At 40.8% G+C, this 23661-nt stretch carries 17 protein-coding genes and 1 tRNA gene; 4 read left to right on the forward strand and 14 right to left on the reverse strand.

Features of this window, described 5'->3' with window-relative positions; all coding sequences use genetic code 11:
- Positions 1-64 precede the first annotated feature (64 nt).
- Both HUJ22_RS10000 and HUJ22_RS10005 read right to left on the reverse strand, forming a co-directional pair.
- Complete coding sequence (locus tag HUJ22_RS10000) at positions 65-1441, reverse strand: RagB/SusD family nutrient uptake outer membrane protein (RefSeq protein WP_290876828.1); 1377 nt, start codon at positions 1439-1441, stop codon at positions 65-67.
- An 18-nt stretch (positions 1442-1459) separates the two neighbouring features.
- A complete protein-coding gene (locus HUJ22_RS10005; RefSeq protein ID WP_290876830.1) occupies positions 1460-4519 on the reverse strand; it encodes a SusC/RagA family TonB-linked outer membrane protein in 3060 nt (1019 codons plus the stop codon).
- Between the two features lie 194 nt (positions 4520-4713).
- On the opposite strand from HUJ22_RS10005, the gene HUJ22_RS10010 reads away from it, so the two are divergent.
- Together HUJ22_RS10010 and ahcY are read left to right on the forward strand one after the other, a co-directional pair.
- Complete coding sequence (locus HUJ22_RS10010) at positions 4714-5250, forward strand: TlpA disulfide reductase family protein (RefSeq protein WP_290876832.1); 537 nt, start codon at positions 4714-4716, stop codon at positions 5248-5250.
- Between the two features lie 6 nt (positions 5251-5256).
- On the forward strand, positions 5257-6567 hold the full coding sequence (gene ahcY / locus HUJ22_RS10015; RefSeq protein ID WP_290876834.1) for an adenosylhomocysteinase: 1311 nt from the start codon (positions 5257-5259) through the stop codon (positions 6565-6567).
- A gap of 57 nt (positions 6568-6624) precedes the next feature.
- Here the strand turns inward: ahcY and HUJ22_RS10020 are convergent, their stop codons facing one another.
- On the reverse strand, positions 6625-6972 hold the full coding sequence (locus HUJ22_RS10020; protein ID WP_290876835.1) for an STAS domain-containing protein: 348 nt from the start codon (positions 6970-6972) through the stop codon (positions 6625-6627).
- 470 nt (positions 6973-7442) lie between these two features.
- On the opposite strand from HUJ22_RS10020, the gene HUJ22_RS10025 reads away from it, so the two are divergent.
- Positions 7443-9695 (forward strand): DUF5916 domain-containing protein, encoded by a 2253-nt coding sequence (locus HUJ22_RS10025; RefSeq protein WP_290876837.1) that lies wholly within the window; start codon positions 7443-7445, stop codon positions 9693-9695.
- 76 nt (positions 9696-9771) lie between these two features.
- Here the strand turns inward: HUJ22_RS10025 and HUJ22_RS10030 are convergent, their stop codons facing one another.
- Positions 9772-12372, reverse strand: a complete 2601-nt coding sequence (locus HUJ22_RS10030) for a zinc-dependent metalloprotease (RefSeq protein ID WP_290876839.1) — start codon at positions 12370-12372, stop codon at positions 9772-9774.
- Positions 12373-12633: 261 nt separating this feature from the next.
- On the opposite strand from HUJ22_RS10030, the gene HUJ22_RS10035 reads away from it, so the two are divergent.
- Positions 12634-12707: transfer RNA gene (locus HUJ22_RS10035), tRNA-Arg, on the forward strand.
- A gap of 75 nt (positions 12708-12782) precedes the next feature.
- Here the strand turns inward: HUJ22_RS10035 and HUJ22_RS10040 are convergent.
- The 10 genes from HUJ22_RS10040 to HUJ22_RS10085 all read right to left on the reverse strand — a co-directional run bounded on the left by HUJ22_RS10040 (position 12783) and on the right by HUJ22_RS10085 (position 23611).
- Entirely contained in the window at positions 12783-13571 is a 789-nt protein-coding gene (locus HUJ22_RS10040; RefSeq protein WP_290876841.1) for a DUF2971 domain-containing protein, read from the reverse strand.
- 114 nt (positions 13572-13685) lie between these two features.
- A complete protein-coding gene (locus HUJ22_RS10045; RefSeq protein ID WP_290876843.1) occupies positions 13686-14453 on the reverse strand; it encodes an HNH endonuclease signature motif containing protein in 768 nt (255 codons plus the stop codon).
- A 343-nt stretch (positions 14454-14796) separates the two neighbouring features.
- Positions 14797-16050 (reverse strand): hypothetical protein, encoded by a 1254-nt coding sequence (locus HUJ22_RS10050; RefSeq protein ID WP_290876845.1) that lies wholly within the window; start codon positions 16048-16050, stop codon positions 14797-14799.
- Positions 16047-18407 (reverse strand): hypothetical protein, encoded by a 2361-nt coding sequence (locus tag HUJ22_RS10055; RefSeq protein ID WP_290876846.1) that lies wholly within the window; start codon positions 18405-18407, stop codon positions 16047-16049. Before HUJ22_RS10055 ends, HUJ22_RS10050 begins: the two co-directional genes overlap by 4 nt.
- A 347-nt stretch (positions 18408-18754) precedes the next feature.
- Positions 18755-20698 (reverse strand): FG-GAP-like repeat-containing protein, encoded by a 1944-nt coding sequence (locus HUJ22_RS10060; RefSeq protein WP_290876848.1) that lies wholly within the window; start codon positions 20696-20698, stop codon positions 18755-18757.
- Between the two features lie 256 nt (positions 20699-20954).
- Entirely contained in the window at positions 20955-21290 is a 336-nt protein-coding gene (locus HUJ22_RS10065) for a LuxR C-terminal-related transcriptional regulator (RefSeq protein WP_290876849.1), read from the reverse strand.
- A gap of 64 nt (positions 21291-21354) precedes the next feature.
- Positions 21355-21648, reverse strand: coding sequence for a helix-turn-helix transcriptional regulator (locus HUJ22_RS10070; protein WP_290876850.1), 294 nt, complete (start codon positions 21646-21648; stop codon positions 21355-21357).
- A gap of 231 nt (positions 21649-21879) precedes the next feature.
- Positions 21880-22587 carry a helix-turn-helix transcriptional regulator gene (locus tag HUJ22_RS10075; protein WP_290876851.1) on the reverse strand — a complete coding sequence of 236 codons (708 nt, stop codon included), beginning with the start codon at positions 22585-22587 and terminating at the stop codon, positions 21880-21882.
- 18 nt (positions 22588-22605) lie between these two features.
- The gene (locus HUJ22_RS10080) at positions 22606-23313 is read right to left on the reverse strand and encodes a helix-turn-helix transcriptional regulator (RefSeq protein ID WP_290876852.1); all 708 of its coding nucleotides are present in this window, start codon (positions 23311-23313) and stop codon (positions 22606-22608) included.
- Positions 23314-23320: 7 nt separating this feature from the next.
- The gene (locus HUJ22_RS10085) at positions 23321-23611 is read right to left on the reverse strand and encodes a helix-turn-helix transcriptional regulator (protein ID WP_290876854.1); all 291 of its coding nucleotides are present in this window, start codon (positions 23609-23611) and stop codon (positions 23321-23323) included.
- Between the last annotated feature and the right edge of the window lie 50 nt (positions 23612-23661).

A 23661-nucleotide genomic window follows, 5' to 3' on the forward strand; every position in this document is an offset into this window, starting at 1 on the left:
AAATTCCTGATTAAATAAAAAAGGCCGGTAAAAATCCGGCCTTTTTTAAATTTTAATGATTTACTTAAGAATCGATATTCTCATTCTCAGGTATTGGAAATCCTTCCCAAACATTATCTCCGGCTCGATCCAATGGAAGTTCATCGAGACGGTTATATCGTCGCATATCAATCCATCGGTGCCCTTCAAAGAAAAGCTCGTACCTGCGTTGATTGAGCATTTCATCGATCACCTCAGCCTGACCTCCAGTTAAGCCTCGACTAAAATTGGGCAACCCGGCATTGGTTCGAATTACGTTCAGGTCATCTTCAGCGGCATCAAGGTCGCCGACATTATTTCGTTGTGCCAATGCTTCCGCCCTGATTAAAATCAGTTCTGCATTCCGAATGATCGGCATGGGTGCGGTTTGGTTTTGATATACAAACAGTCCATAATCACTGCTAAGGCCATCAAGAGAAGCCGTTTCATCCCGAACAACTACTTTCTCGTCCACACGCTCATCATTAGCTTCAGCCTCTTGAGCCCATGAATTATGTGCTACCCAGCTGTCACCGGAACCGGCTTGTGGATCTGAGAACACAGGATTCAGCATATCATTATTAGAAGTAGAAAATACATGATAAGCTCCCATGTCCAGCGGAGCATTAGTATCAAGAAAAGACTCCGGCAGGAAGTTGTTTAACGCACCGGTCCAATCTTCCTGATAAACCGCAACCCGAGCTCTTAAAGCCCTGTTAAACTGCCGAAAAGTAGCAGGCGTATTAAAATTCTCAAAACCGCTAGACAAAGAAAATGAGAATTCGGCTCCGGCATTATTCAGATCTGTAGCTGCTTCATCAAGTAATGAGGCTATGAGATCTTCTGAATCCGCTTTTGATAAGAGATCCCCGGTAGTTGAAAAATCACTTTCAGGTTGGACTCTTATACCATTTTCATGAGTCAATGTTAATGCCATAAGGTACTGATATGCTTTCATTGTTTTGGCGAAGCCTATAGCACCATTATACTCTTCATCGGTGAATAAACCGTTGTTATTAAGAGTAGTGGCAGCCTGAATCAAAATATTCGAATTACGGATAACCGAATAAAATGAAGCCCAGGGTCGTGTTATGTAGAACGAACCTGCATCAAGCTGGGAGTTACCTTTACCTAATAAATCTGCTGTATTTCGGGGTTCTGCGGCAAGAAACCGATACATTTCCCGACCTATCATACCCATATTGATATGATAAATACGCAACTCTTCACGTAATCCGGCTTCTGTTCCTGTAACCAATGTGCTAATATCAGATCGAGTCGGATTATTTATAATCTCATTTAACTCTGAGTTATTAGGATCAGGTTTATCTTCGATATTTAAGATATTGCATCCTGCACTCAGTACAAAAATGGCACATATTAATGCCATAGATTTCAAAAAATTATGTTTTAAATATTTCATAATAGTGATGCCTCTCAATTAAAAATCAAATTTTAGATGGAAATAGTATTGTTTTGAAGATGGGTAAGGAGCAACTTCAATACCTTGTGCAATGGGCTGATTACCGAAGTTCGATACTTCAGGATCATAACTGCGATAAGGTGAGAATGTTAGCAAGTTAGTTGCTGATACTCCAAAACGTATATTTCGAATTCCTTCATTTAGCTTGGAGGTAAGAGCAACAGGGAGTGTATAATACAATCCTATTTCTCTTAATCGTAAGTAAGTACCATCCTGAATAAACTGGTCGGTACTTATGCCTAATAAACTGGTTCTTTTGATACCATTAGGTGTGTCGTCAGTAATTCCGGCTGCTTCATTTCTGAAGTCAGCAAAAGTGACGTCTGTATCATCGTAATCCGGGGTAGTTCCGTTTAGGTCAAATAGAAGCTCAGTCAGATTTATCACATCCCCGCCTTTCTTCCAGTGGAAGAGGAAAGAGAAATCAAAGTTTTTAGATATCTGAAACTCGTTTCCGAACGACATTTGAAAATCCGGTTCACCATCTCCCAATTTTTTTGTAACAATAACCGGATTGCCACTACCATCGGTTACCAGATTGCCATTATCATCTACTTGCGGATCTATACCAACAATTTGGGTAGCGGATTTGCCTTCCTCAATGCGGTACACGCCTAAAGAAGTACCAAAGCCCCCAACATCAAAAGCGGGCACAGGTAAATCTGTTACTTTGGAGGTATTCTTCCAGAAGTTAATGTTGGAGTTCCATACAAAATCTGGATTAGAAACAGGTTGTAAATTCAACCCAATTTCAACCCCCCTGTTTCTCATTTCACCTGAGTTGAAACTTTCAAAACTAAACCCGGTCGAAGGTTCAAGTTCACGCTGCAACAGCATATCTTTTATTTCCTTTTGATATACAGTAAACTCCAATGAAGCCAGGCCATCTGCCAGTCTAATATCAAATCCTCCTTCTATTTCTTGCTGGCGTTCAGGCTTAATGTTCTCAACACCTCGGGTGTTTGTAAGCAATGTACCACCAAGGCCTCCAATATTTGAAGGAGCTAAGGAAGTGAATTTTGCTCCAAATGTAGCGAGGTTACCGGTTTGCCCATAGGCTACACGAAACTTCAAGTTATCTATCGCTTCGTTATTCCAGAATCCTTCGTTGGTCACATTCCATGCAAAAGATGCTTTGGGATAGAGATATACTTTATTTACATCTCCATTTCTATCCGATTTATCACCTCTTAAACCTAAAGTGGCAATATATGTGTCCCTCCAATTCACTTCTTCTTGAATAAAGAACCCACGATCTCTCTGAAAAATTTTTGTTTGATCTACATTTACAGAAACAGCCTGATCCACATTGGTTTGTGAGCCTAACACTCCATTTGAAATATTCAAGATTCTATTCTGATCATTATCGAACGAGGTGATTCCGCTTTGTGTAACCATTGAAAGGTTACTGCTCGGGGTATACGTATATACCAATATTGCAGAGGTATTGATGTTCAGGTTATCCGTTTTAGTTTCAATCAATGTTCCCGGTGCCCCGCTAGCTTGTTCAAACTGCAATTCACTTGGGAATATCAGTTTATTGGTCTGGCTGAAAAAATCAAGCCCACCTGTAAACCTGAAATCAAGCTGACTACTTGAATTGTTAATGATATTGTAATCCAAATTAGCTGAAAATAGAGCCCGGTTTACAATTTCATTATTCGAAAATAAATCACGCGTCTGTAATTGATTAGCAGAATTAAACGGATGATCCGGATAATTACCACTTTCATCAGGTCTTAAATCTATAAAATTAGGGGTTGCCACCATAGACACGCCAAAAGTAGTGCCTGTATTGTCATTATTTGTGAGTCCACGATTAGATTCGGAATGAATAAAATTAGATGAGATAGAAAGATTTAAATTATCACTAAAGCGATGATCAATATTGGACCGAATGGATTGTTTATTATAACCGGTAGTTTTAATGATCCCCTCATCTTCCTGCAAACTACCGCTTACGTAAAACGAAGTATTTTCATTTCCAAAACTGCCACTAAGATTGGTCTTTGAAAGCAATCCTTTATGACCATACATCAATTCTTCATAGTCCAGAAAGCCCCGGCCAGAACTAATCGCTTCATTATAAAGAGCAAGTCCGGTTGCACCAAAAGCGTCTTCTGCGGTTTGTTCAGTAAAAGTACGAGATCCAAGTTTTTTCAAAATTGTAGTATAACCTAAGGATTGGGAAACACTAAATTGAGCCCTTCCGGCCTTACCACGCTTGGTTTTTATTATGACCACACCGCTTGAAGCTCTTTGTCCATAGATAGCAGCCGCTGAGGCTCCTTTCAGTACTTCAATACTCTCAATTTCATCCGGATTTAGATCAGCAATTCTATTTGCGGGGTTATCTTGATTAGATGCACTTCCCCCGGCAGCAGCAGCCGTAACTGCATTTGAACCGTTTGGTATGGCATCGTTATTCACATAAATGCCATCCACAATATAAAGTGGCTCTGAAGAACCGTTAATAGTGGTAACCCCACGAAGTTTAATGGAAATACCCCCACCCGGTGCACCCGAGTTTGCACTGATATTGGCACCTGTTAATTTTCCATACAAACTAGAACTAAGTGTCTGTGATTGTGTGGTCCCCATTAACTCATCCGCTGATATGGAGGAAACTGCATTTGCCAGGTTTTCCCTTTTAACCGAACTTGCCAAACCTGTGACTACCAATTCCTCGAGATTTGCCACATCCGGACGCAGTTCAACATCCAAAGTTACTTCATCTCCCTCTGCACCGGAAACTTCAACGTTTTGGGTAGAAAAACCAACAGAAGAAAAACGCAAACTGGTTGTTCCCGCCGGTAATTCAAGAGAATATTCGCCATCTACATTAGTAGATGTGCCTGTGTTGGTAGCAGCATCAAAAATTGTTACACCAACTAAAGTCTCTCCGGTAGAGGCATCTGTTACCGTACCGGATACTGTATACTGTGCCATCACTATCTGTGTACAAAAGAAAATCACAGAGAAAGTAGCAAGTAGTTTTAAATAATAGCTTTTTCTCATAGGACTTTATTTTTGATTTTATTATTTACCTTAAAGTATAGTTTTCAATGTATTTTACAAATTTTTAACATTGATATTAAACTAAAAAAGTACCAAACAAACAATTTTTTTTAATACCCTAACTGTTTTCCGCATTTAGAGAACTAAATCGTATCTTTAAGAGTTAAAAATCCAAATCCTGTTACAAACTATTTATGAAAACTTCTGTTTTAGCCATCACAATGGCTGCAATTTTGACTTTTGCGTCTTGCTCAGATGCAAACCGAAACAATCCGCGTGATTTAACTACTGAAGAACAAAAAATTGACAAAACTATCTGGAATGCTACTTTCCAGGATTTGGAAGGCAATGAAGTCACTGCTGCCGAGCTCCAGGGAAAAGTAGTACTCTTTGATTTTTGGGAAACCTGGTGCGGACCATGCCTGCAGGTTTTCCCTACTATGGATTCTCTTCAGAATGAATACCCGGACGATTTTGTTGTAGTGGCCGTTAATTTAAATAATTCGGACACTGTAGAAGACGTAGAAACATTCCGTGACAACAACGATTACGATTTTATTTATACTATCGATACTGAAAAAATCGGGGATGAAATCATTACTCTTGGCATCCCTTTCAAAGTATTTGTAGATCCTCAGGGATATTTTATTACTTCGGAACTTGGTTCCGTGGGACCTGAAGGAGATTATCGCAAAGCCAAAGAAATTATAGAACAAAACAAAACACCTTAATTGAATATGCCACAAGTAGAAGAGAAATTAGCATACAAAGTAAAAGATATTTCACTGGCTCATTATGGGCGACAGGAAATTGAGCTCGCTGAAGCCGAAATGCCCGGTTTGATGGCGCTCCGAGAAGAATACAAAGACGAACAACCGCTAAAAGGTGCCAGGATTGCCGGATGCCTGCACATGACCATCCAAACCGCTGTACTTATCGAAACCCTTATTGAGCTGGGAGCAAAAGTAACCTGGTCTTCCTGCAATATTTATTCCACACAAGACCACGCCGCCGCAGCCATGGCTAAAGCCGGAGTTCCGGTATATGCCTGGAAAGGAATGACCGAAGAAGAATTTGACTGGGCGATAGAACAAACCCTCTTTTTCCCCGACGGACAGCCTTTAAACATGATTTTGGATGATGGCGGCGACCTTACAAATATGGTTTTAGATCGTTACCCTGAACTGGTTGAAGGAATCAATGGGATTTCAGAAGAAACCACTACCGGAGTACTTCGCCTGATTGAACGGGAACGCAAGGGAACCCTTAAACTTCCAGCGATTAACGTAAACGACTCTGTTACCAAATCTAAATTTGATAACAAATACGGTTGTAAAGAATCTGCCGCTGATGCCATTCGTCGCGCAACCGATGTAATGATGGCCGGCAAAGTAGCTGTTGTTGCAGGATATGGAGATGTTGGTAAAGGAACAGCCGCTTCATTAAATGGCGCCGGTGCACGGGTTATTGTTACTGAAATTGACCCCATTTGTGCACTTCAGGCTGCTATGGATGGTTTCGAAGTAAAGAAAATGGATGATGCCGCCGAAGAAGGAGATATCTTTGTAACAGCCACCGGAAATAAAGACATCATCAAAGACCGCCACTTCAAAAAAATGAAAGACAAGGCGATCGTCGGAAATATTGGTCATTTTGATAATGAAATCGATGTAGCCTGGCTGAAGAAAAACTCCAAGGAAGAAAACATCAAACCACAGGTAGATATTTTCACCCTCAATGACAGCGGCAAGCAAGTAGTACTGCTTTCTCAGGGAAGGTTAATGAACCTTGGTAATGCAACAGGACACCCTTCTTTCGTGATGAGTAACAGCTTTACGAATCAGACGCTGGCACAAATAGCCCTTTGGAATCGACCGGAAGAATTTGAGCCGGAAGTGCACGTACTGCCCAAATCATTAGATGAAAAAGTAGCGAGACTACACTTGTCTAAAATTGGTGTGGAGCTTGAAACACTGACGGAAGAGCAAGCTGAATACATCGGCGTGCCAATTACCGGACCTTATAAGTCAGACCAATACAGGTACTAAAGCAAAAACTTTAAACGCCAAAATCCCGCATTATTCAATTAGTGCGGGATTTTTTATTTACTTGTCATTTTCAAAGTGCGCTACAGCATCCTCCAATGTGCGAAAATGGTTGAATACTTTTATAAGCTGCGTAACCATAAGTAAGCTTTCGATCTTTTGATCAGCCTGACAGATAACCAATTCACCGCCGGCATTCTTCATGGTGGTGTATCCGCCTATCAAAATCCCCAGCCCGGAAGAATTCATAAATTTTACCTTTCCAAGGTCCACAATCACCTCTTTCTTACCCTCCTCAATAAACTTATGTAGGGTTTCTCTGAATTTCTCAGCATCCGGCCCACCCATAACATTGCCTTTTAGTGAGATAATTACACAATTATATCGTTCCGAAACATCGTACTTCATTGATTTAGCTATTGATTATAATTTGAGGTTAAACAAAATAAAAAGTTGAATTAAAATCTACATTCAAACCCTGCTTTCAGTTTTGATAATACAAAAAATCTATTAGCTTACTCCTTGAAAAAGAAACGGGTATAAATAAATAATGGGTATTGGTATTGATCAGTCTTTCTATTTGAAAAAAGTGGTTCTTGTCGAGACAGTTTCCAAGAGCATCCTTTTCTCCAATGCTTACCACTTGTAGCTTATAAAGTGGAGAACAAATAAACTAACTTCCGGACTTATGAAAACAGCCAAATTGGATTATACTAATTCAGGCATTTTGATAATCGGGCTACTGCTGCTTTCCATCGTTGCTTTTTGGCAAAGTTACTATGCCCTATTTTTTAAGAGTCAATTTTATGTCCACTTTCATGCTTTTACGGCTGTTATTTGGTTTGCATCCTTTTAATTAATACAGAACAACCACTCATATGAAATTTGATCACTTCAAAAAAGATATTTTCATCCCATTTCAAATATCGGCAGGCACCGCTTTGCTTCTGTTCGTATTCAATTTTAGTGGTATTTCCGATGTATATGCACAATCACCAACTATAATTCCGGAAACAATGAAGGAAATCCATCTCGATGGAATCCTTGGTGAAGATGCCTGGCAAGATGCTGTTACCTTCCGCTTGGTCATGCACTCACCCGGCAATGGCGAGGAAGCTTCAGAACCCACAACCGTTTACCTCATGTACGATGACCGGTATCTCTATGTGGCAGGAAATATGAGCGACAGTGAACCGGAAAAAATTCAGGCTCCAACTAAAAAAAGAGATGAAATGGGCCTAAATAGCGACTGGTTTGGCATCTTCCTGGATACATTCAACGACAAAGAAAATGGCCTGACGTTTTTAACAACTCCATCCGGACTTCGTACCGACTTCCATATTTATAATGATGGACAAGGCGATTTTCCGGTCAATCGAGACTGGAATACTTTTTGGGATGTGGAGGTGAATCAAAACGACCGGGGCTGGACGGTTGAAATGAGAATTCCCGTCTCAAGTCTCCGGTTTCAGGACAGTAAAGGAAAAACCACCATGGGCTTGTCTATAATTCGCTATATAGCCCGTAAAAGTGAATGGGATTCGTATCCTAATATTTCAGATCAATGGGGATTCTGGAGTCCTTTTAAACCCTCTCAATTTCTGGAAATAACTTTTGAGAATCTCTCCAACAGGAAACCCTTATATATCGCACCTTACCTATTGGGGGGTGTCACACAAAGAAATATTTTAAATAATCAAGAAACCGAATATGAGCTCGAGAATACCACTACTCTGGAGCCTGGTCTGGATGTAAAGTTTGGATTGACAAGCAACCTGACAGCCGATGTAACCATTAATACCGACTTTGCACAAGTTGAGGCTGATAACCAGCAGGTAAACCTCACCCGCTTCTCTCTGTTCTTCCCTGAAAAGCGGCTCTTTTTCCTGGAGCGCTCCAGCACCTTCGATTTTGGATTTGGCGGGCCTGACCGGCTTTTTTACAGCAGAAGAATTGGCATTCATAACGGGGAGCCGAGCCGGATTTACGGTGGAGCACGGGTGGTAGGAAGAACCGGACCCTGGGATCTTGGCTTCCTATCTATGCAAACGGAAGCAGCGCAAGGTGTCAGCAGCAAAAATAACAGTGTGTTAAGATTACGGCGGCAAATCATTAACGAAAACACTTATGTAGGAGGTATGATGACCTCCCTTATAGGAACAGATGGATCACAAAACATTGCGTATGGAATAGATGGGGTATTTAAGTTATTCGATCAAAGCTATCTTACAACGGCTTGGGCACAAACATTTGATGATGAGAAAAACTCCGAGTTACTTTCAACTGATCCGTCCCGCTTGCGAATAAACTTTGAAAACAGGGATTTCGCCGGGTTTACCTATGACCTAAGTTATTCTTATTCGGGTGAAAGTTATAATCCCGGCCTGGGCTTTCAAAACAGGTCCAACTTTACCCGGTTTGGGAATAGCCTCGGAATTGGCTGGATTCCCGACCACCATTCTTTTATAAACAGGCACAAAATAAGTGCAAATGGATTTCTTATACTAAGCAATGAAACCGGTACTACCGAGTCTTTGGAAATCGGTCCTGAATACAATTTAAATACCTTAAAATCAGCAAATGTAACCATTGATTTTAAATATCAATATGAAGACGTACCGCAGACATTTGACCTGAGTAATGAAGTAGAAGTCCCTGCCGGAGCCTATGATTTTTTTGGGAGCAATTTCTCATTCGAAACATCCAATTCCAGATTACTTACGGCAACATTCAGTGGATATACCGGCACCTTTTTTGACGGATGGAGACATACACTTGGAATATCTCCCAATTGGAGCGTCTCCCCCAGCCTAAATCTTTCAGGGTTATATCAAATCAACTACGTAACTTTTCCTGATCGCAATCAACTACTGACTGCAAGTGTAGCACGTCTCAGAATGTTGTATATGTTTAACATCGCATTTTCAGTTTCCGCATTTACCCAGTATAACAGCCTTTCTAACGGAATCATCTCTAATTTGAGAATAAGATATAACCCGAGCGAAGGTAATGATCTTTACATCGTTTTTAATGAGACTTTCAATACAAACCGCTCGAGAATGAATCCTGTTTTACCGATTACAGATAACAGGACGATATTGCTGAAATACACCTATACCTTTAACTATTAAACTATAGCTGATACATAAAACAAAGCCCGATCTGTTTTATCAGAACGGGCTGTTTAATTTTAAAGTTTTGGCTGAATTAGTTTTCTAAACTTAACCCTGCCTCCAGCGCTTTCTCAATTCTCGCACTCACTTCGCGCAAGTGCGCTTCGGTATATGCATCAAAATTGTACGGAGGTGTTAAACGACGCGTAATTCGCTGATTCAGATCAGTTAACTGATGGCGGGAAACCGAACGGGCATCAGCCGGCATATTAGAGGGAGCATCCGTTACAATATCGATCGTTTCATCCAGATATGCTCGTTGTAAATCTCGTCGGTTACTGTTGATATTACTTCCCGGAGCCGACCATACTTCACTCCAAACCGCATTGGTAATAGTTTCCATCAATTCGGGAATTGTGATTGTATTCTCTGCTCCAAATTTCACTTCCGTGTCACGGATTCGCTCTAAACGGGTTCCATTCAATAACTGTGAAAGTAATGAAGACTGAATACCAACTAACTGTGAATGCAGCGGATAATCTATACGACCACCATAGGTAGCTGAGTTGCCCCAGTGACTCCAACGGTTCGCTCCCATTTGTTGGAATACATCTTGAGAAAGTTCAAATGCATCAGCATCCAGCGCATACTCGATGATCATATCCAGCGCTTCCTGCTGTTTGGCTTTTGGAATGGCCACAAATGGCATTCTTCCATCCGGGTCACCTACATGATCACGATACTGATACTGCCCGCCTATATATTTAATGGCCGGAGCCAGTGTTCGCGAATACTGAAAGAAATAGGTATTGAACAGATCCGTGGCTTCGTAATAGGGCATATTATCTGCCAGTACAATCTCCGGAATTTCCGGGATGAGTCCCTGCAGCAACTGGGCACGATCTTTACCCCAAGCCAGCGGATCGTCACCAAGATCATACACATTGATGAGTGGATCAACCGCACCTGCACCGCGAGCATCTTCATCCGTACCATACGCATGGCCGGGCTGTGCTGCCTGTCTTGCAATTTCTTTAGCCTTGTCGGCATCCGGAGTATAGCCATAGCTGATTACCCATCGGTCATAACTTCCGACACTCGGATTATAATAATATCCATCAGCTGATTCCCCTTCCATAGAAAGATTCACGGTGGGATATTCCATTGCCGAACTGAAAACACCGTTTTCTTCTGCCCATTTTTCATCATGCAATTTATCCAGCGGGGTGTCTATGGAAGAACGGAAATTGTGGCGAAGCCCGAGGGTATGGCCAACCTCATGCATGGTAACCCAGCGCAAGGCCTGATCTACAAATTCTTTGGGAACCGGGTCTCCGGGCTTCATCAAACCTTTTGTAAGCAAAACACTTTTTACTACATCCAATTGCATCGACATTTCAGCAAAGAAGGAAGCCGTCTCACCGTACTTCATCTGCCCGATTTCTTCTGCAGTTACATTAAAAACCTCATCAATAGCCGAACGGGGTTCTACCATTTCACGATATTCATTTTTATCACCCAACAGCATGTTTGCCTCAAATAAGATATCAGCATCGAGAATCTCTCCGGTTCTCGGATCAACCACCGAAGGACCAATAGCTCCATACCCGGGCTGATCGGAAACATTCCAGCGCAGAGTAGCATACCTAATATCTTCCGGCTCGGCATCTTCGGGAAGCATTTCGGCACGTACTGCATTTCGGAATCCGGCGGCTTCATAAGCTTTGGACCACTCCGTGACTCCCTCCATCATCACTTCGCGATATCGTTCAGGAACGGTGTGATCAATGTAATAAGTAATCGGTTTTACCGGGTCACACAAACCATCCATCCCCGGCTCGCCATCACACTCCAGGCGCCATTTGTTTACATAGCGTTTGAAAAAGGTGTCGTCATCATTGGTGAAGTCTTTGTGAACGGTCATAAAATACCCGGTTCGGTCATCCGCCATACGAGGCTCCATCGGATTTTCAGGCAGAGCAGCCATGGTATAATGAATGGAGACTGGAATGAACCGTCCGTCGGCTACCGTTCTGGGAGCTCCCCTCTCGGCATTATTGAAAGTCAACTTGGCGGTTACATTGGTATTTTCCGGGAATGATTTCACGGACTCCAGATAGCTCTTCCCTTTATCCAATGAAGCGCGACCGGGTTGTCCCGGCTGGGATGAAACCGCAAATTGAACCCGCTGACTTATGTTTGATAGGTCTCCGACAAACCAGCTGTAAACATCCACAAGCATCACGCTGTCTTCGTTAGTGGCTTCAATACTTCCGGTTTCCAATACCGAATTTCCATAGGTTAGCTCAACTGCTTTCGCCTCCGGAGTTCCATCTTCTGCTTTATATCGATGAGGAATCTGCACCAAAAATATTTTACCTTCCTTTTTCTCCAATCGGACTAAAAGCCCCTCAAAAATATTCAGCATGGTTCCGCCATATAAGCCGGAAGACCCAATACCCTGGGCAATCTCAAAGTTCATTAAAAACTCTTTGTTGAGATCTTCCTTGGTTAAAGCCATGTAGAGTTTTTCATCTGTTTTATAGAGATCAAAAAACCCTTCGAGCTTCTCAGCTTCTTTTATCAGCTCTGCAAATTTATCTTCTTTTTCTTCTTTATCCTTTTCGCCTTTTTGGGCGATAGTAAGTCCCGGAAGTAACATCAACAGGCTTACCAGCAATAGTAATTTTTTCATAATAATAGTCGCATTTCTGTGTATTAAAATTTCAGTTTTTGAGATAAAACCAACCGTTGTCCTATAAGCAATATCCATGATAAAGTTTCAGGAAAGAGAAATTCTACAGCTATGTGTTACAAATAACCTCTCAGACGGATAATATCAAAACATTATACCCCATGCCGAAAATAATGATGAATAATCAGTCCTCGGTTTTTGGGTTTAAAAATAATTGCCCTGCAGTTATGATCTTCTTATCTTTGATGCTCTCAAATATTTGCACCCGTAGCTCAATTGGATAGAGTACCTGACTACGAATCAGGCGGTTGGAGGTTCGAATCCCCCCGGGTGTACATTTAAGCCCTGTAAGTCATTGATTTGCAGGGCTTTATTGTTTTAGGGGTATAATATAGGTATAACAAAGTACTCTATGATTTACTATTTTTAAATATAGGCTCACTTAAAAACTGGTTATTAGAAATAAATACTTCACTCGGCAAGTCAGCTATACTATCCAATATTGGTCTATTTTTTTCTTCAGTTAAGTCTAAATACTCAATAAAATCACTTGGATTATCACTTATTAAATCTTTCAAAATAAAAGACTGACAAAGCTTAACGTTATAGCTCTTCAAGTAATCCATAGTTTTCTTTTTTAGACTTGGCTCCATATTAGCCCCAAATATGACCGATCTTAACATACTCGGGTCGTAATCCAGTAAAGCAAAATCATTCTCACTATCTGAATCTATTTCTGATATTACTCTGTACTCTTTTTCAGCCTCCCAAACTTTATACTTCTTTCTAAATAATATTTTTACCAATTCTTCATCATTGTATTTCATTTCCTTTAACTTTTTTGCCTCAATAGAAATATCATTCGTATAGTCAACTTCCATCGGAGTTTTGCCAGAAACTATTTTAAATGATGCCTTTTCCAAAAAATCGTTATTGAACTCTAGCAACATCCCCCTGTGTCCATTTGAGTAAAAATTCCACATAGAATAAGATTTTTCATTCGTTGATAGCGAAAGAACACCATACTTATTAATTCTTGGCTTTAATACATCATCATATAATTTCTGTGCTTCACTTTTTTGTATGCGCCCATTATTTCTTGAATACTTGTAAAAATCTGGATCGCTTAAATTCTTAATTAATGGATTAAACTCAAGAGGATCGTTAAGAGTTTTTGGTTTTGAGAATTTCAATTTCAAATTACCAAAAAGACTTTTTATCACTTTGTCATTAACCGTTATGTACTTTAAATATGTAATCAAGTTAAATTTCCTAGATCTAATTTAAATGAGTTAGCAAAAAGGTTATGATATTTACAAAATTTTCGCCCTTTTCTTTGAGTTACATTTTCTACACAATAACTGAATGTTATTAGGGCCATTGCTTCCCCCTTTTGAAAATGGAATTATGTGATCGTATTCTAAATCATATTCTATTCCACAATTAACACATTGGCCCCCATCCCTATCCCATACAATTTGTTTAGTTTTAGTAGATATTCTTCTTCTTCTTTTCCCTAATTCCTCTTCTGTTTCTTTGATTGGCTTAAAGGTTATTCCCCTATACCAAGGGCCCCTAGTATTTGGTATCTCCCACTCAGTCAAATTATTGCTAATACTACCATAAGGCCCTTGATTGATGTTGTCCATCTTCCATTGGGTTGAACTTATTATTTCAAATACCTGTGCTACATTTGTAATTTTTGAACCATTCGATTTTAATGCGCTATTGATTTTTACACCTGAATGCCTTCCCTTTTTAGAGCAGGTCAAACACCTATATTGAATTGCTCCATCTTCATACACTTCAAAAATTCTATAAGTCGGCAAATGGCATTTACAACTTGCTTCTGTAATTTGAGATATCGTTGATATAAATGCCTTCCATATCTCGTTCTTTTCTGGTAAAGTTTTTTTTAGTTTAAAAACATCTTTTGTGACTTTTTTAGTTTCTTGTGCATTTCCAACTGAAGCCCAAATCAAAAATATTATTGTACCTACTATTATTACCATCCCCATGACTTCTCCAGCAACTTTGTCAAATTCACTGGCCTGTATAAACATCTTATATGTTTGTGGCATTATTAATCGATCTAAATTATTACTGTACTCTATTTAATGATTTTTGTAACCACATTAAAGATTGATTTATAACAGCGAGTTATGGGACTTACTACAAGCCCAGTGTGTAAGTCCCATAATCTTTCGGAGGCTTCGCCATCAGGTTACCGCTTCGCTATTTTTGGGCTAAATTGCATTGTAGCCCATTGCTGTTCCTCGGTACACTCGTCACAGGGAAACTCTTTTTAGTTTTAGAAAAAGGATAGACAAGAAAAAAGGCCTCCCTTTCGGGAAGCCCTCTTTTTACAAATTTATTTTATATATACCATCCTGATAGCTATTTTTTGATTCTACTCAGGCAAAATCAAAAGTCAATATCTAATGTCCAATTAGGTGTCCTACTTTTCAGGTTGAATGATCTCAATGTCTGTTCATTATTTACAATCAGAATACTGTCTGAATATATTGTACCAAATTTGGCTTCAGGAATCTCCATGTGGAGGTCAGTCATCATTTCATCACGGAATATCCTCAGGGTACATCTCCTTATATCATTAGATAGTTTGCTCCATTCTTCTAATTTCTTATTGAATTCTTGCACACCTTCCTCAAGCTTCCTGTTATATTCAGCCATACTTTTCTTCTGTCTCAACAGCTTTATTTTGACTTCTGGAATGGTATGCACTGGCATCGGCGGTATATTGCAATCATAGTTCTGAAAATACCTCAAATCACCTCCATAAGTCTGAATACCTGCCACTATACCTGCTGAAGGAATCTCTTCGATGGAAACCACCTTTCCTAAATCCTCATCGTATTTCAGCGCAAATACTTTCGAATTTCCCGTTGCCTTGTATTCTTTGTCATACTCATATTTCTGAACTATGAAATTATAAATGCCCAGTGAATCCCTTGTAGGTTTCTGTATAAAATTAGGACTCATCCCACTTAGTTCATCAAATTCATCCAAGTTTACATTGAGTTCTATCCTGCTTAGCAACTGTTTTGTGGAGAGGCTGTATTTAGTAATTAAAAATTTCTGGCGATCATAAAAACTGATGGTATCCGCATTTATGCTATCGAATGTATATTGGGTTTCATCTTCGAAGGTAGCCACATGTTTGGTAGTTTGCTCATTCAGATCCACCCTATAAACATTTATTTCTTTTGTCGATTTAGACAATTCATCTACTACGTTGTAGTAAGCAATACCTTCATTTTCGACTGTGATAGGATTCAGATAGATATTAAGATCAATTCCAGTAAGATCATCTGTTCCAAGCAAGTCAAATGCTTGATATTCGACGATATGTTCCCCGGTGTTCAGATCAACCTTATATCCATAATGTTTGGTGAAAATGTAGCCTGTATTTTTTTGCATATTCAGCGAGATATGTTGTTGATGCGGAACTTGCTTGATATCAGCAAAACTCATAATTTCACCTCGGTCACCATCTACGAAAAAAATAGTGGCCGGTTCATTGTAATTCATAATTGATCCACTTGAGGAAATAATCGGTATAATTCCTACATTTTGACAGAATGCAGGATTATTCAGAAATAGCAATAAAATGGTTGTAACTAGTGAAAGTTTTACTTCTTGATTCATTAATTTCATGACGAAGTGATTTTTTCTATGTATTGTTTCTTGGCCGCATCCGCCTTTTGCTGATCTCCCTGTTCTATGTGTATATCCTCCTCAAGCAGATGATATTTAGCTACTTTGGGATTTCTTCTCTCCAAAATTTTTAGTGCGAGAAGTGCACCGTTGTAATCCTTTTCCTTGAATCGTACAAAAGCCATCAAAAAACTAAGCTCATCTGAATCAAAATCTATTTTAAAGTTTTCAATTGCGCTCCTGTTTTCAGTTTTTGCCAGACGTGCCGATTCTCTCGCCGCTTCAAAATTACCTAGTTCAACCAGAACCCGTGTTTTCTGATATAGCATCCAAGGTTCATACTTTTGAGCAGAAGCTACCCCAGAAGAGCCTTCATTATTGAGTTTTAAGGCATGGTTAATTTTCTCAAGAGCTTGCTGATGATTGCCCGCCTTACTGAGTAATGCAGACTCAATGGTCGAAATGATGCTCTCAGATCCCCTGATATATGCTTCATATTCCGCGTCCGATGGTCCATACGCTTTCTTCCGATCCGGTAACTTCTTGTTATCCTCCAGTTTTTTCTCCAAAACGCCCTGAAAGTCCCTCAGGAAAAGGAACTCTTCCCATGCTTGGCTGAACTTACCGGAGTACAGATGTGCCAACACACCTATACCAAGCAGGTAGGTAGCATCAGTTCGATATAAACCTTCATAATTTGCTGTAAGATGTGGCAGTTCTAGATACATGAAATCACTACCCATCTTCTCTGAAAAATATCTTTTCACCGGCTGATAAAGTTTGATGCTCTCATAGTAGTTGTTTTCGGAATAAGCACTGTAGAGTAGTCGTACTGCGTTGTATGGAATTACATCATAACTTATGTCTTTCTCTATCTTCTCAGCTTCCGCTATTCTACCAATATTTCTCAGGCATCTTGCACGGATAACACGGATGGTATTCAGGTTTTCCTGGAACCCGAAATTAGCGTTGCCCATGTGGGGTACATTCTCGATTTCCGGATAGCGATGTTGTATTGTTTCTATCTGATCGATCAAATTTTTATTCCCCTCTTGGCCCATCTCATTATTGATGCTATTGGAAAGGGCATTCAGATCATTCATGTCCAACATCTGATTCGACAAAGTAAATTTCAGATACAGCAACCGTGACGGAGCTGTTATCCTTTCATATTTATAGATTTTAGCTTCAATCTTATCGAGAGACGCCAGAGTATTTTCATCATAGCTGCGATAGTTTGGAATCGTTTGAATTTCATCATACAGTTCCCGCAGCTGCTTACTCAATTGCGATATTGAGGATTCCGCTTTTCTCTGGCTTGGGCTGATTGTCGGTTCTTTATTCTTTTCCTTGCTAAATATGGAACCCAATATGAATTTTCCCACACTAACCGCCTGGGCCATATTTTCTGCCATGTTATATTCGTCGTAATCTTGTTGGCTTAAAGGGGCAACAGAACCGATGATCATTTTTTGTTGGGCAGCAGTATTTCTATAACTGTTAAATTCCTCTACCATCTTCTTAAAACGTGGATTTTCAGAATCATTAGCAGTTGAATTCAAAAAGTCCAGCATCTCGTCATCGACAATTCGCTTATTTGCCGGATTAATTACAGGAGCAGGAATACTAATCTCTTCACCATTTTCATAACTATCACTATTTTTTCCATCATTCTGCTGGTATTGGTTGGAGGTCGTTTTCTGCTGTATCGGTTGCTCTTCTTCTGTACCCTGCTGCGCTTCTTCCTCACTTCCCTGCTCGTTTCCTATCACTTCCTGCGATTCTGTAGTTTCTGCTGATGCAGCGTTGATTGCCTTTCTTATAGAATTGAGGTCATCTCCTCTGACCTCAGTAATCTCAATATTCTGAGCAAACCCTCGGTTTATCCAAATTTCTTCTCCGGTTTCCCTTCTAATATCATTGTGCTTCTGTTTTGCACTCTCACTGAATGCAGCCTCAGTATAATCGGAAGTGCTGGCACCCAGGTACTGCATGGAAAAACTGCCGCAATCCGGTGTTTGTGAGTTTAATCTCATGCAGCCGGAACCCTTCAAGTCGATGGTATATTTTTGAGCAGTCAGAGGAAATGTAATTCCGGATAGTTTGAAGCTGCCTCTTACTCCTTCATAAACAAGTCTCTGTGAATCGATTACAATATAACCCGTGCCCATAGACCTCGGAGCAGTCTTGATGACGGCATGTCCATAAATCCCATCCGAAGTTTGAAACGAAACGGTATGAGTTTGCTGTGCAACAGCATTAGAGTTTACAAAAACAATTGCCAAAACAATGACTAGGATAGACGTCTTGAAAGGTTGTACCCCGAAAAACCATTTATATTGTATCGTTGCTTTCATAATCCCGTAATTAATGTATTGTGACTGGTTTACCTGAAGAAGCTATGCCCGTTTTACATCAACATACCTCAGACTGAATTAGTAAGCACCGCATAAGCATGTCGTTCTACTTCATTTCTATATTCCATAATAAGAAAAGCCTCTATTTTGAGAAATGAATGATTAAGCTTGGGTATATTTTGGAATAGTAGTGAATCTTGACTTACAGCAAGTAACCACCGGTATAAACGAGTTTTTGTCGCTTTTTTTATTGGCAACACAAAGTGTTTATAACCTGATTCTTTTGATCATTAAAGCGGCTTTGGGCAATGGAGTCGAAACAAGTTGTTCTTTCATTGTTAAAAACATCAATTTGTGTTCCGAAGTATAACTGCAGGCGTAACTTCCCCTTCCTCAAACAGATACCATCCGCGGACGATGAGAATATCTTGCGAATTATCTCCGTCGGCATCGATGGGAAAGGTGAGATAGGTGCTGTAATCCCGCTTTTCGGGTTCATTCAGGTATAACCCCTCCACTGATCCCGTGGCATCAAAAAAGGTCCCCCCTTGGTTTATAAGCATATACCGGTCAATGAGAAGATCCGGCCAGCCGTCTTTGTTTAAGTCAACAATGTTTAATTGCGCTGTCCAGCTTTCCCAGGGCTGCGGAAGACGGTCAGCGGTATCGTCAGTAAACGTGCCGTCGCCATTGTTTAGCCAAAGCGCAAGTCGCTTGTCATTGTACTCCGGGGTCTGGGATACCAGCAGGTCGGGCCAGCCGTCAAGATTAAGATCGCCGGCCCGGAGTCTTACCGATACGTTATCAACAGTGAAGTAAGGTTCTGGAAGGGTTTTGGCAGGCGACCGGCTGAAATATCCGAAGCCGTCATTGATTAGCAGCACATCGCCACTGCCGCCAATTTCCCCAAGCATAAGGTCCAGATCGCCGTCCCGATCAACGTCCAGAAACTCTGAGTCTGTATAGGCTAGTTCCGAGGAGGCGATTTTTGGGGGAAGGCGGTCATCCTCGGCCACAAATGAGCCACTCCCATTGTTAATCTGGAGGTGCGGGCCCTCGCCGTTGAACAGATCCCCCTCGTAAATATCGATATCGCCGTCACAATCCACATCGCCCGAGGCCGAAGAATGGGTATAGCCGGTGGTTTCATGGGGAGAAAGATTAGTGGGGGCTTCTTCGGTTATCGTACCATCACCGTTGCTAAGGAAGAGACGGTTAGGAGCACCGGGAAACGGATCCTGATCATACCCACTTTGGGGGATAAATATATCGAGAATACCATCGCCGTTGAACTCAGCTGTTTCCACGTCTGCAGTATGTTCGGCCTTGATAAAGTCCGGCTCGAGAACCACTGCCGTTGCATCGGAAAATTGGCCGGTGCCGTCATTTTCCCAAAAAAGAACTTCCCCATCCTTATTTCCGGTATTATCCCAAGGCACATTGTAGCTGAAAACCATAATGTCTTCATCACCGTCCCCATCGAAATCTCCTACCGCAGCTTTATTATCATAATAAGGTGGAGGCGTAGCCTCCACAATATATTCTGAAGCGAAAGTAGGGATGCCGGCAACGGCTCCCTGCACCGGGAAATCGGTCGGTTCTTTGCAGTTGGGGTTCATCTGTGCCTTCACCTCAGCATTCACCTGAGCGGTATATCCGGCGGCATCAGCCGTAAGTACTGCCTCCCCCGGACGTGCTGCCCAATAACTCCTGGCCCATCCATTCTCATCCATAGATACAACTTCGGAATTGGAACTACTCCACGTTACCGGTTCTGAGTCAACGGGGTTGCCGTACTGATCTGCAATACTTGCAGAGACCTGGAGAGAATCGCCCCAAGTCTGTAAGGTAAACGATTCGGGCTTGACTATAAACTGCGTCGGTTCATCCGCCTCTGCCACGGCGCCAAACGTGGCCGTGGAACCAGCTTCGGATATTTTAGCTTCGACACTTTGTTTTCCGGCTATAATTCCAAGTGTCCATTGAACCTGTGTTTTTCCCTGATCATCAGTAGTTGTGCTCGAAGAACTGATGGAGCCTTCACCGGTTTTGACTAGCCAATTAACGTTTGTACCGCTTACCGGCTCTCCGTTTGATTTACTGACTTTAACTATCAGTGCCTGAGCAAGTTCGGTGGCAACTACGCCGGATTGTTCATCGCCGGATATGGCTTTAATTGAAGATTTTTCTTCGGTCGGCTCTGTAGGTGAGTCCGCATTTTTACAGCCCGCCAACAAAGTAACAAATACTGTAAATAGCAGAAGAGAGATAAGGTATGTTTTATTCTTCATAAGGTTCAATATATGACTGGCTGACTCCAGACAGCTTCTCGTTTAAATTTGAATTTCTATAATTGGGCCTCTTTAACTTACCCCTAATTATCACCAGCATGACACAAGATATCTGTGCAGTAACTGTAAATTAAAGAAAGGCACTTCCTTTTGAAGATGAATGATTAAGATTGGGTATATTTTGGAATAGTTAGCCTTGACTACTGAGTTATGGGTTGAGCTGAACAGGAATTGACCGGTGCAAAATTATAAGGTATCAAAATTCTATCAAATCAAACGCCAGGGCATATTTTACCAGCTTGTTATAGGATCTGATGTCCAACTTCCGGTTCAGGTGTTTGCGGTGGGTTTCCACCGTGTAGCGTGATATGGAAAGAGTCTGTGCAATTTTCGGGTTGTTTAGCCCGGCGGCCAGCAACTGCAAAACCTCCACTTCCCGCTCGGTAAGCTGACGGAAACACTCGGTATGCTGATGCCGAAACCGATCTCTTTTCAGTACCTGGCTGATTAGCCGGTAATTGGACTGCATGATATCCTGACGCAGCCGCAGAAAGTCTGCTTTCGAATCTGTTAAATTATATTCATGTCTCAAAAGATCGGATTTTGAATGTTCAATACTCTTGAGAATTTCAAGATATTTTACCGGAACAGGCGTATCAGAACGAGATCAACCCAAACGCAAGAGCGTATTTAATGTAGTCGGCCTGATTATTGATTGGCAGTTTTTTTCGAATGCCGGCCCGATGATTCTGCACGGTTGCTCTTGAAATTTCCAAACGGGCCGCTATGTCCGAATTGTTCATCCCTTCAGCTACCAGAGTAAGAATTTCAATCTCCCGGTCTGACAGCTCATTAAACCGATTTCTGTTTACTTGTATAAATCGTTGCAGGTTCGGCACCTTGCTGAACAGTTCCATTATCCGCTTTCTGGTTTCTTCTTGTTTCTCCATTGTTTTCGCTTTATAAATTGTCTGATTTCTATTTTTCCGGCGTATTATTCCCCTCTCAGACAAGTAATAAATCAATTCTTAATAATGAATGATCAACATTGGGTATTTTTTAGCAGCAAGCAAAAGCTGGCAGGCAGGGATTTCAAAGATGGAGATTCAAAACTTAAAAGATGGGTTTACGGAATTGAATGAAATGGAGGGAATCACCCACAATCAATTTTCATGGCCGATTCAAACTTCTATCAAATCGAAAGCAAATGCGTACCTCATCAGATCACGCAAGGACTTTAGATTAAGCTTGCGTTTTAAATTTTTGCGATGGGTTTCTACCGTACTTCGGGAGATAAACAACCGCCCTGAGATCTCAGGGTTATTACAACCGTTGGCCAGCAGTTTTAAAATTTCGACTTCCCGTTCGGTGAGCTGCTGGAAACGCTTAAAATGCTTAAGTTTGAATTCATCCATTCTGATAACCTGCTCAATCTTTCTTTTCTTTTTACCAAAGTCTTCAGGAGAAACAGTTACCCACAAGTTTAAACCTTCGGGCAGGGCAGAAGGTTTGCTAAAGGTAATGTATGGGAGGAATTCTGAATCGTATTGACCTTTAACATACTGTAAAAAAGCTATAGTCTCATTTTCATTTTTTGTGGCATAAAATCTCGGCAAAAAGGCTTTAATACTTTCAATAGTATTAGGATGAACAACTTTAATGTACTCATCCCACTTTTCTGTTATCTCTTCAAATGTGAAACCGGTAAGTTTAGTATGTTTATTATTTACATGAAGTAATTCAAAAGTTCGGGGGTTATTTAGACTGATAAAAAAAGGAAATTTATTAGCCAGATTCTCAAAATCTTCTCCGTTAATTAACTGTTCTTCTATCTGCAGTGTATAGAATTCATAATGTTCTAATAACTCTTTATCAGTTAAATATCCCATATATATTTTTTGCAATGATTAAATTCCAACCAGATCAAAAGCAAAAGCGTACTTCATTAGATCACGGAAGGACTTTAGGTTAAGCTTTCGTTTTAAATTTTTGCGATGGGTTTCCACGGTGCTCCGAGAAATAAACAACTGCTCTGCGATATCCGGATTATTGCAGCCGTTGGCCAACAGTTTTAAAATTTCGACTTCCCGTTCGGTGAGCTGCTGGAACCGCTTGAAGTGTTTCAGCTTGAATTGATCCATCTTGACAATCTGCTCCATTTTTGGAGACATAGAACCAAAATCTTTGGGCTGGGGAGACAGGCAAACAACCAGGTCGCCAAGAAGTTTTGAAGATTTGGTAACTGTTATAAGAGGCGAAAAATCTTTGGACTGGTGAAGCTTGACATACTGCACAAATGTAAACGTTTGATGATGGTTTAGCCTGGCATATGAGGAGATCAATTCAGAAGCCGAAGCCATGGTATGCGGATGGACATTGTTTTCCAGATACTCCATTCCCAACTCACGTATTTCATCCAGATGATACCCGGTAACCTCGGCATGTCCCCTGTTTGTCTGAATCACTTCAAGTGTTTCAGAATTATTGAGATGAACTGAATACGGAATTTGATCCGCTATGGTATTAAAATCCTCTCCTTTCAGCAACTGTCCTTCCACCTGCATAGTGTAGAATTCAAAACGCTCAAGGAGCTCCTTATCGGTTAAATACGACATGAAAAAATCAGAGCTGAATTAAGTCGTATGCCAGCCCATATTTTATATAGTCTGACTGACTTTGAATATTAAGTTTATCGCGTATCCGGGCCCTATGATTTTGTACCGTTACCCGAGAAATGTCCAGTTTTTTAGCGATGGCAGGATTTTTCAATCCCCTCGCAACCAAAGTCAGGATTTCAACTTCCCGGCCTGTTAGTTCTTCGAATCGGTCTTTTTTTTCAACCCTGAAACGCTGCAACCTCGATATCTGCCTCATCAGATTATCAATCGGTCCCGTGGGGTAAAGCCTTTCCATAGCCAATGTGTCTTAATTGAATGTCAGTTTTTTGTCCCGTCTGCACCCCA

It is taken from the genome of Gracilimonas sp., from assembly GCF_014762685.1.
GTDB lineage: Bacteria > Bacteroidota > Rhodothermia > Balneolales > Balneolaceae > Gracilimonas.

Bases quoted from the DNA above. Each gene is read 5' to 3' on its own strand.
- HUJ22_RS10000 (WP_290876828.1), bottom strand. From the start codon at position 1,441: ATGAAATATTTAAAACATAATTTTTTGAAATCTATGGCATTAATATGT.
- HUJ22_RS10005 (WP_290876830.1), bottom strand. From the start codon at position 4,519: ATGAGAAAAAGCTATTATTTAAAACTACTTGCTACTTTCTCTGTGATT.
- HUJ22_RS10010 (WP_290876832.1), top strand. From the start codon at position 4,714: ATGAAAACTTCTGTTTTAGCCATCACAATGGCTGCAATTTTGACTTTT.
- ahcY (WP_290876834.1), top strand. From the start codon at position 5,257: ATGCCACAAGTAGAAGAGAAATTAGCATACAAAGTAAAAGATATTTCA.
- HUJ22_RS10020 (WP_290876835.1), bottom strand. From the start codon at position 6,972: ATGAAGTACGATGTTTCGGAACGATATAATTGTGTAATTATCTCACTA.
- HUJ22_RS10025 (WP_290876837.1), top strand. From the start codon at position 7,443: ATGAAATTTGATCACTTCAAAAAAGATATTTTCATCCCATTTCAAATA.
- HUJ22_RS10030 (WP_290876839.1), bottom strand. From the start codon at position 12,372: ATGAAAAAATTACTATTGCTGGTAAGCCTGTTGATGTTACTTCCGGGA.
- HUJ22_RS10045 (WP_290876843.1), bottom strand. From the start codon at position 14,453: ATGCCACAAACATATAAGATGTTTATACAGGCCAGTGAATTTGACAAA.
- HUJ22_RS10050 (WP_290876845.1), bottom strand. From the start codon at position 16,050: ATGAAATTAATGAATCAAGAAGTAAAACTTTCACTAGTTACAACCATT.
- HUJ22_RS10055 (WP_290876846.1), bottom strand. From the start codon at position 18,407: ATGAAAGCAACGATACAATATAAATGGTTTTTCGGGGTACAACCTTTC.
- HUJ22_RS10060 (WP_290876848.1), bottom strand. From the start codon at position 20,698: ATGAAGAATAAAACATACCTTATCTCTCTTCTGCTATTTACAGTATTT.
- HUJ22_RS10070 (WP_290876850.1), bottom strand. From the start codon at position 21,648: ATGGAGAAACAAGAAGAAACCAGAAAGCGGATAATGGAACTGTTCAGC.
- HUJ22_RS10075 (WP_290876851.1), bottom strand. From the start codon at position 22,587: ATGGGATATTTAACTGATAAAGAGTTATTAGAACATTATGAATTCTAT.
- HUJ22_RS10080 (WP_290876852.1), bottom strand. From the start codon at position 23,313: ATGTCGTATTTAACCGATAAGGAGCTCCTTGAGCGTTTTGAATTCTAC.
- HUJ22_RS10085 (WP_290876854.1), bottom strand. From the start codon at position 23,611: ATGGAAAGGCTTTACCCCACGGGACCGATTGATAATCTGATGAGGCAG.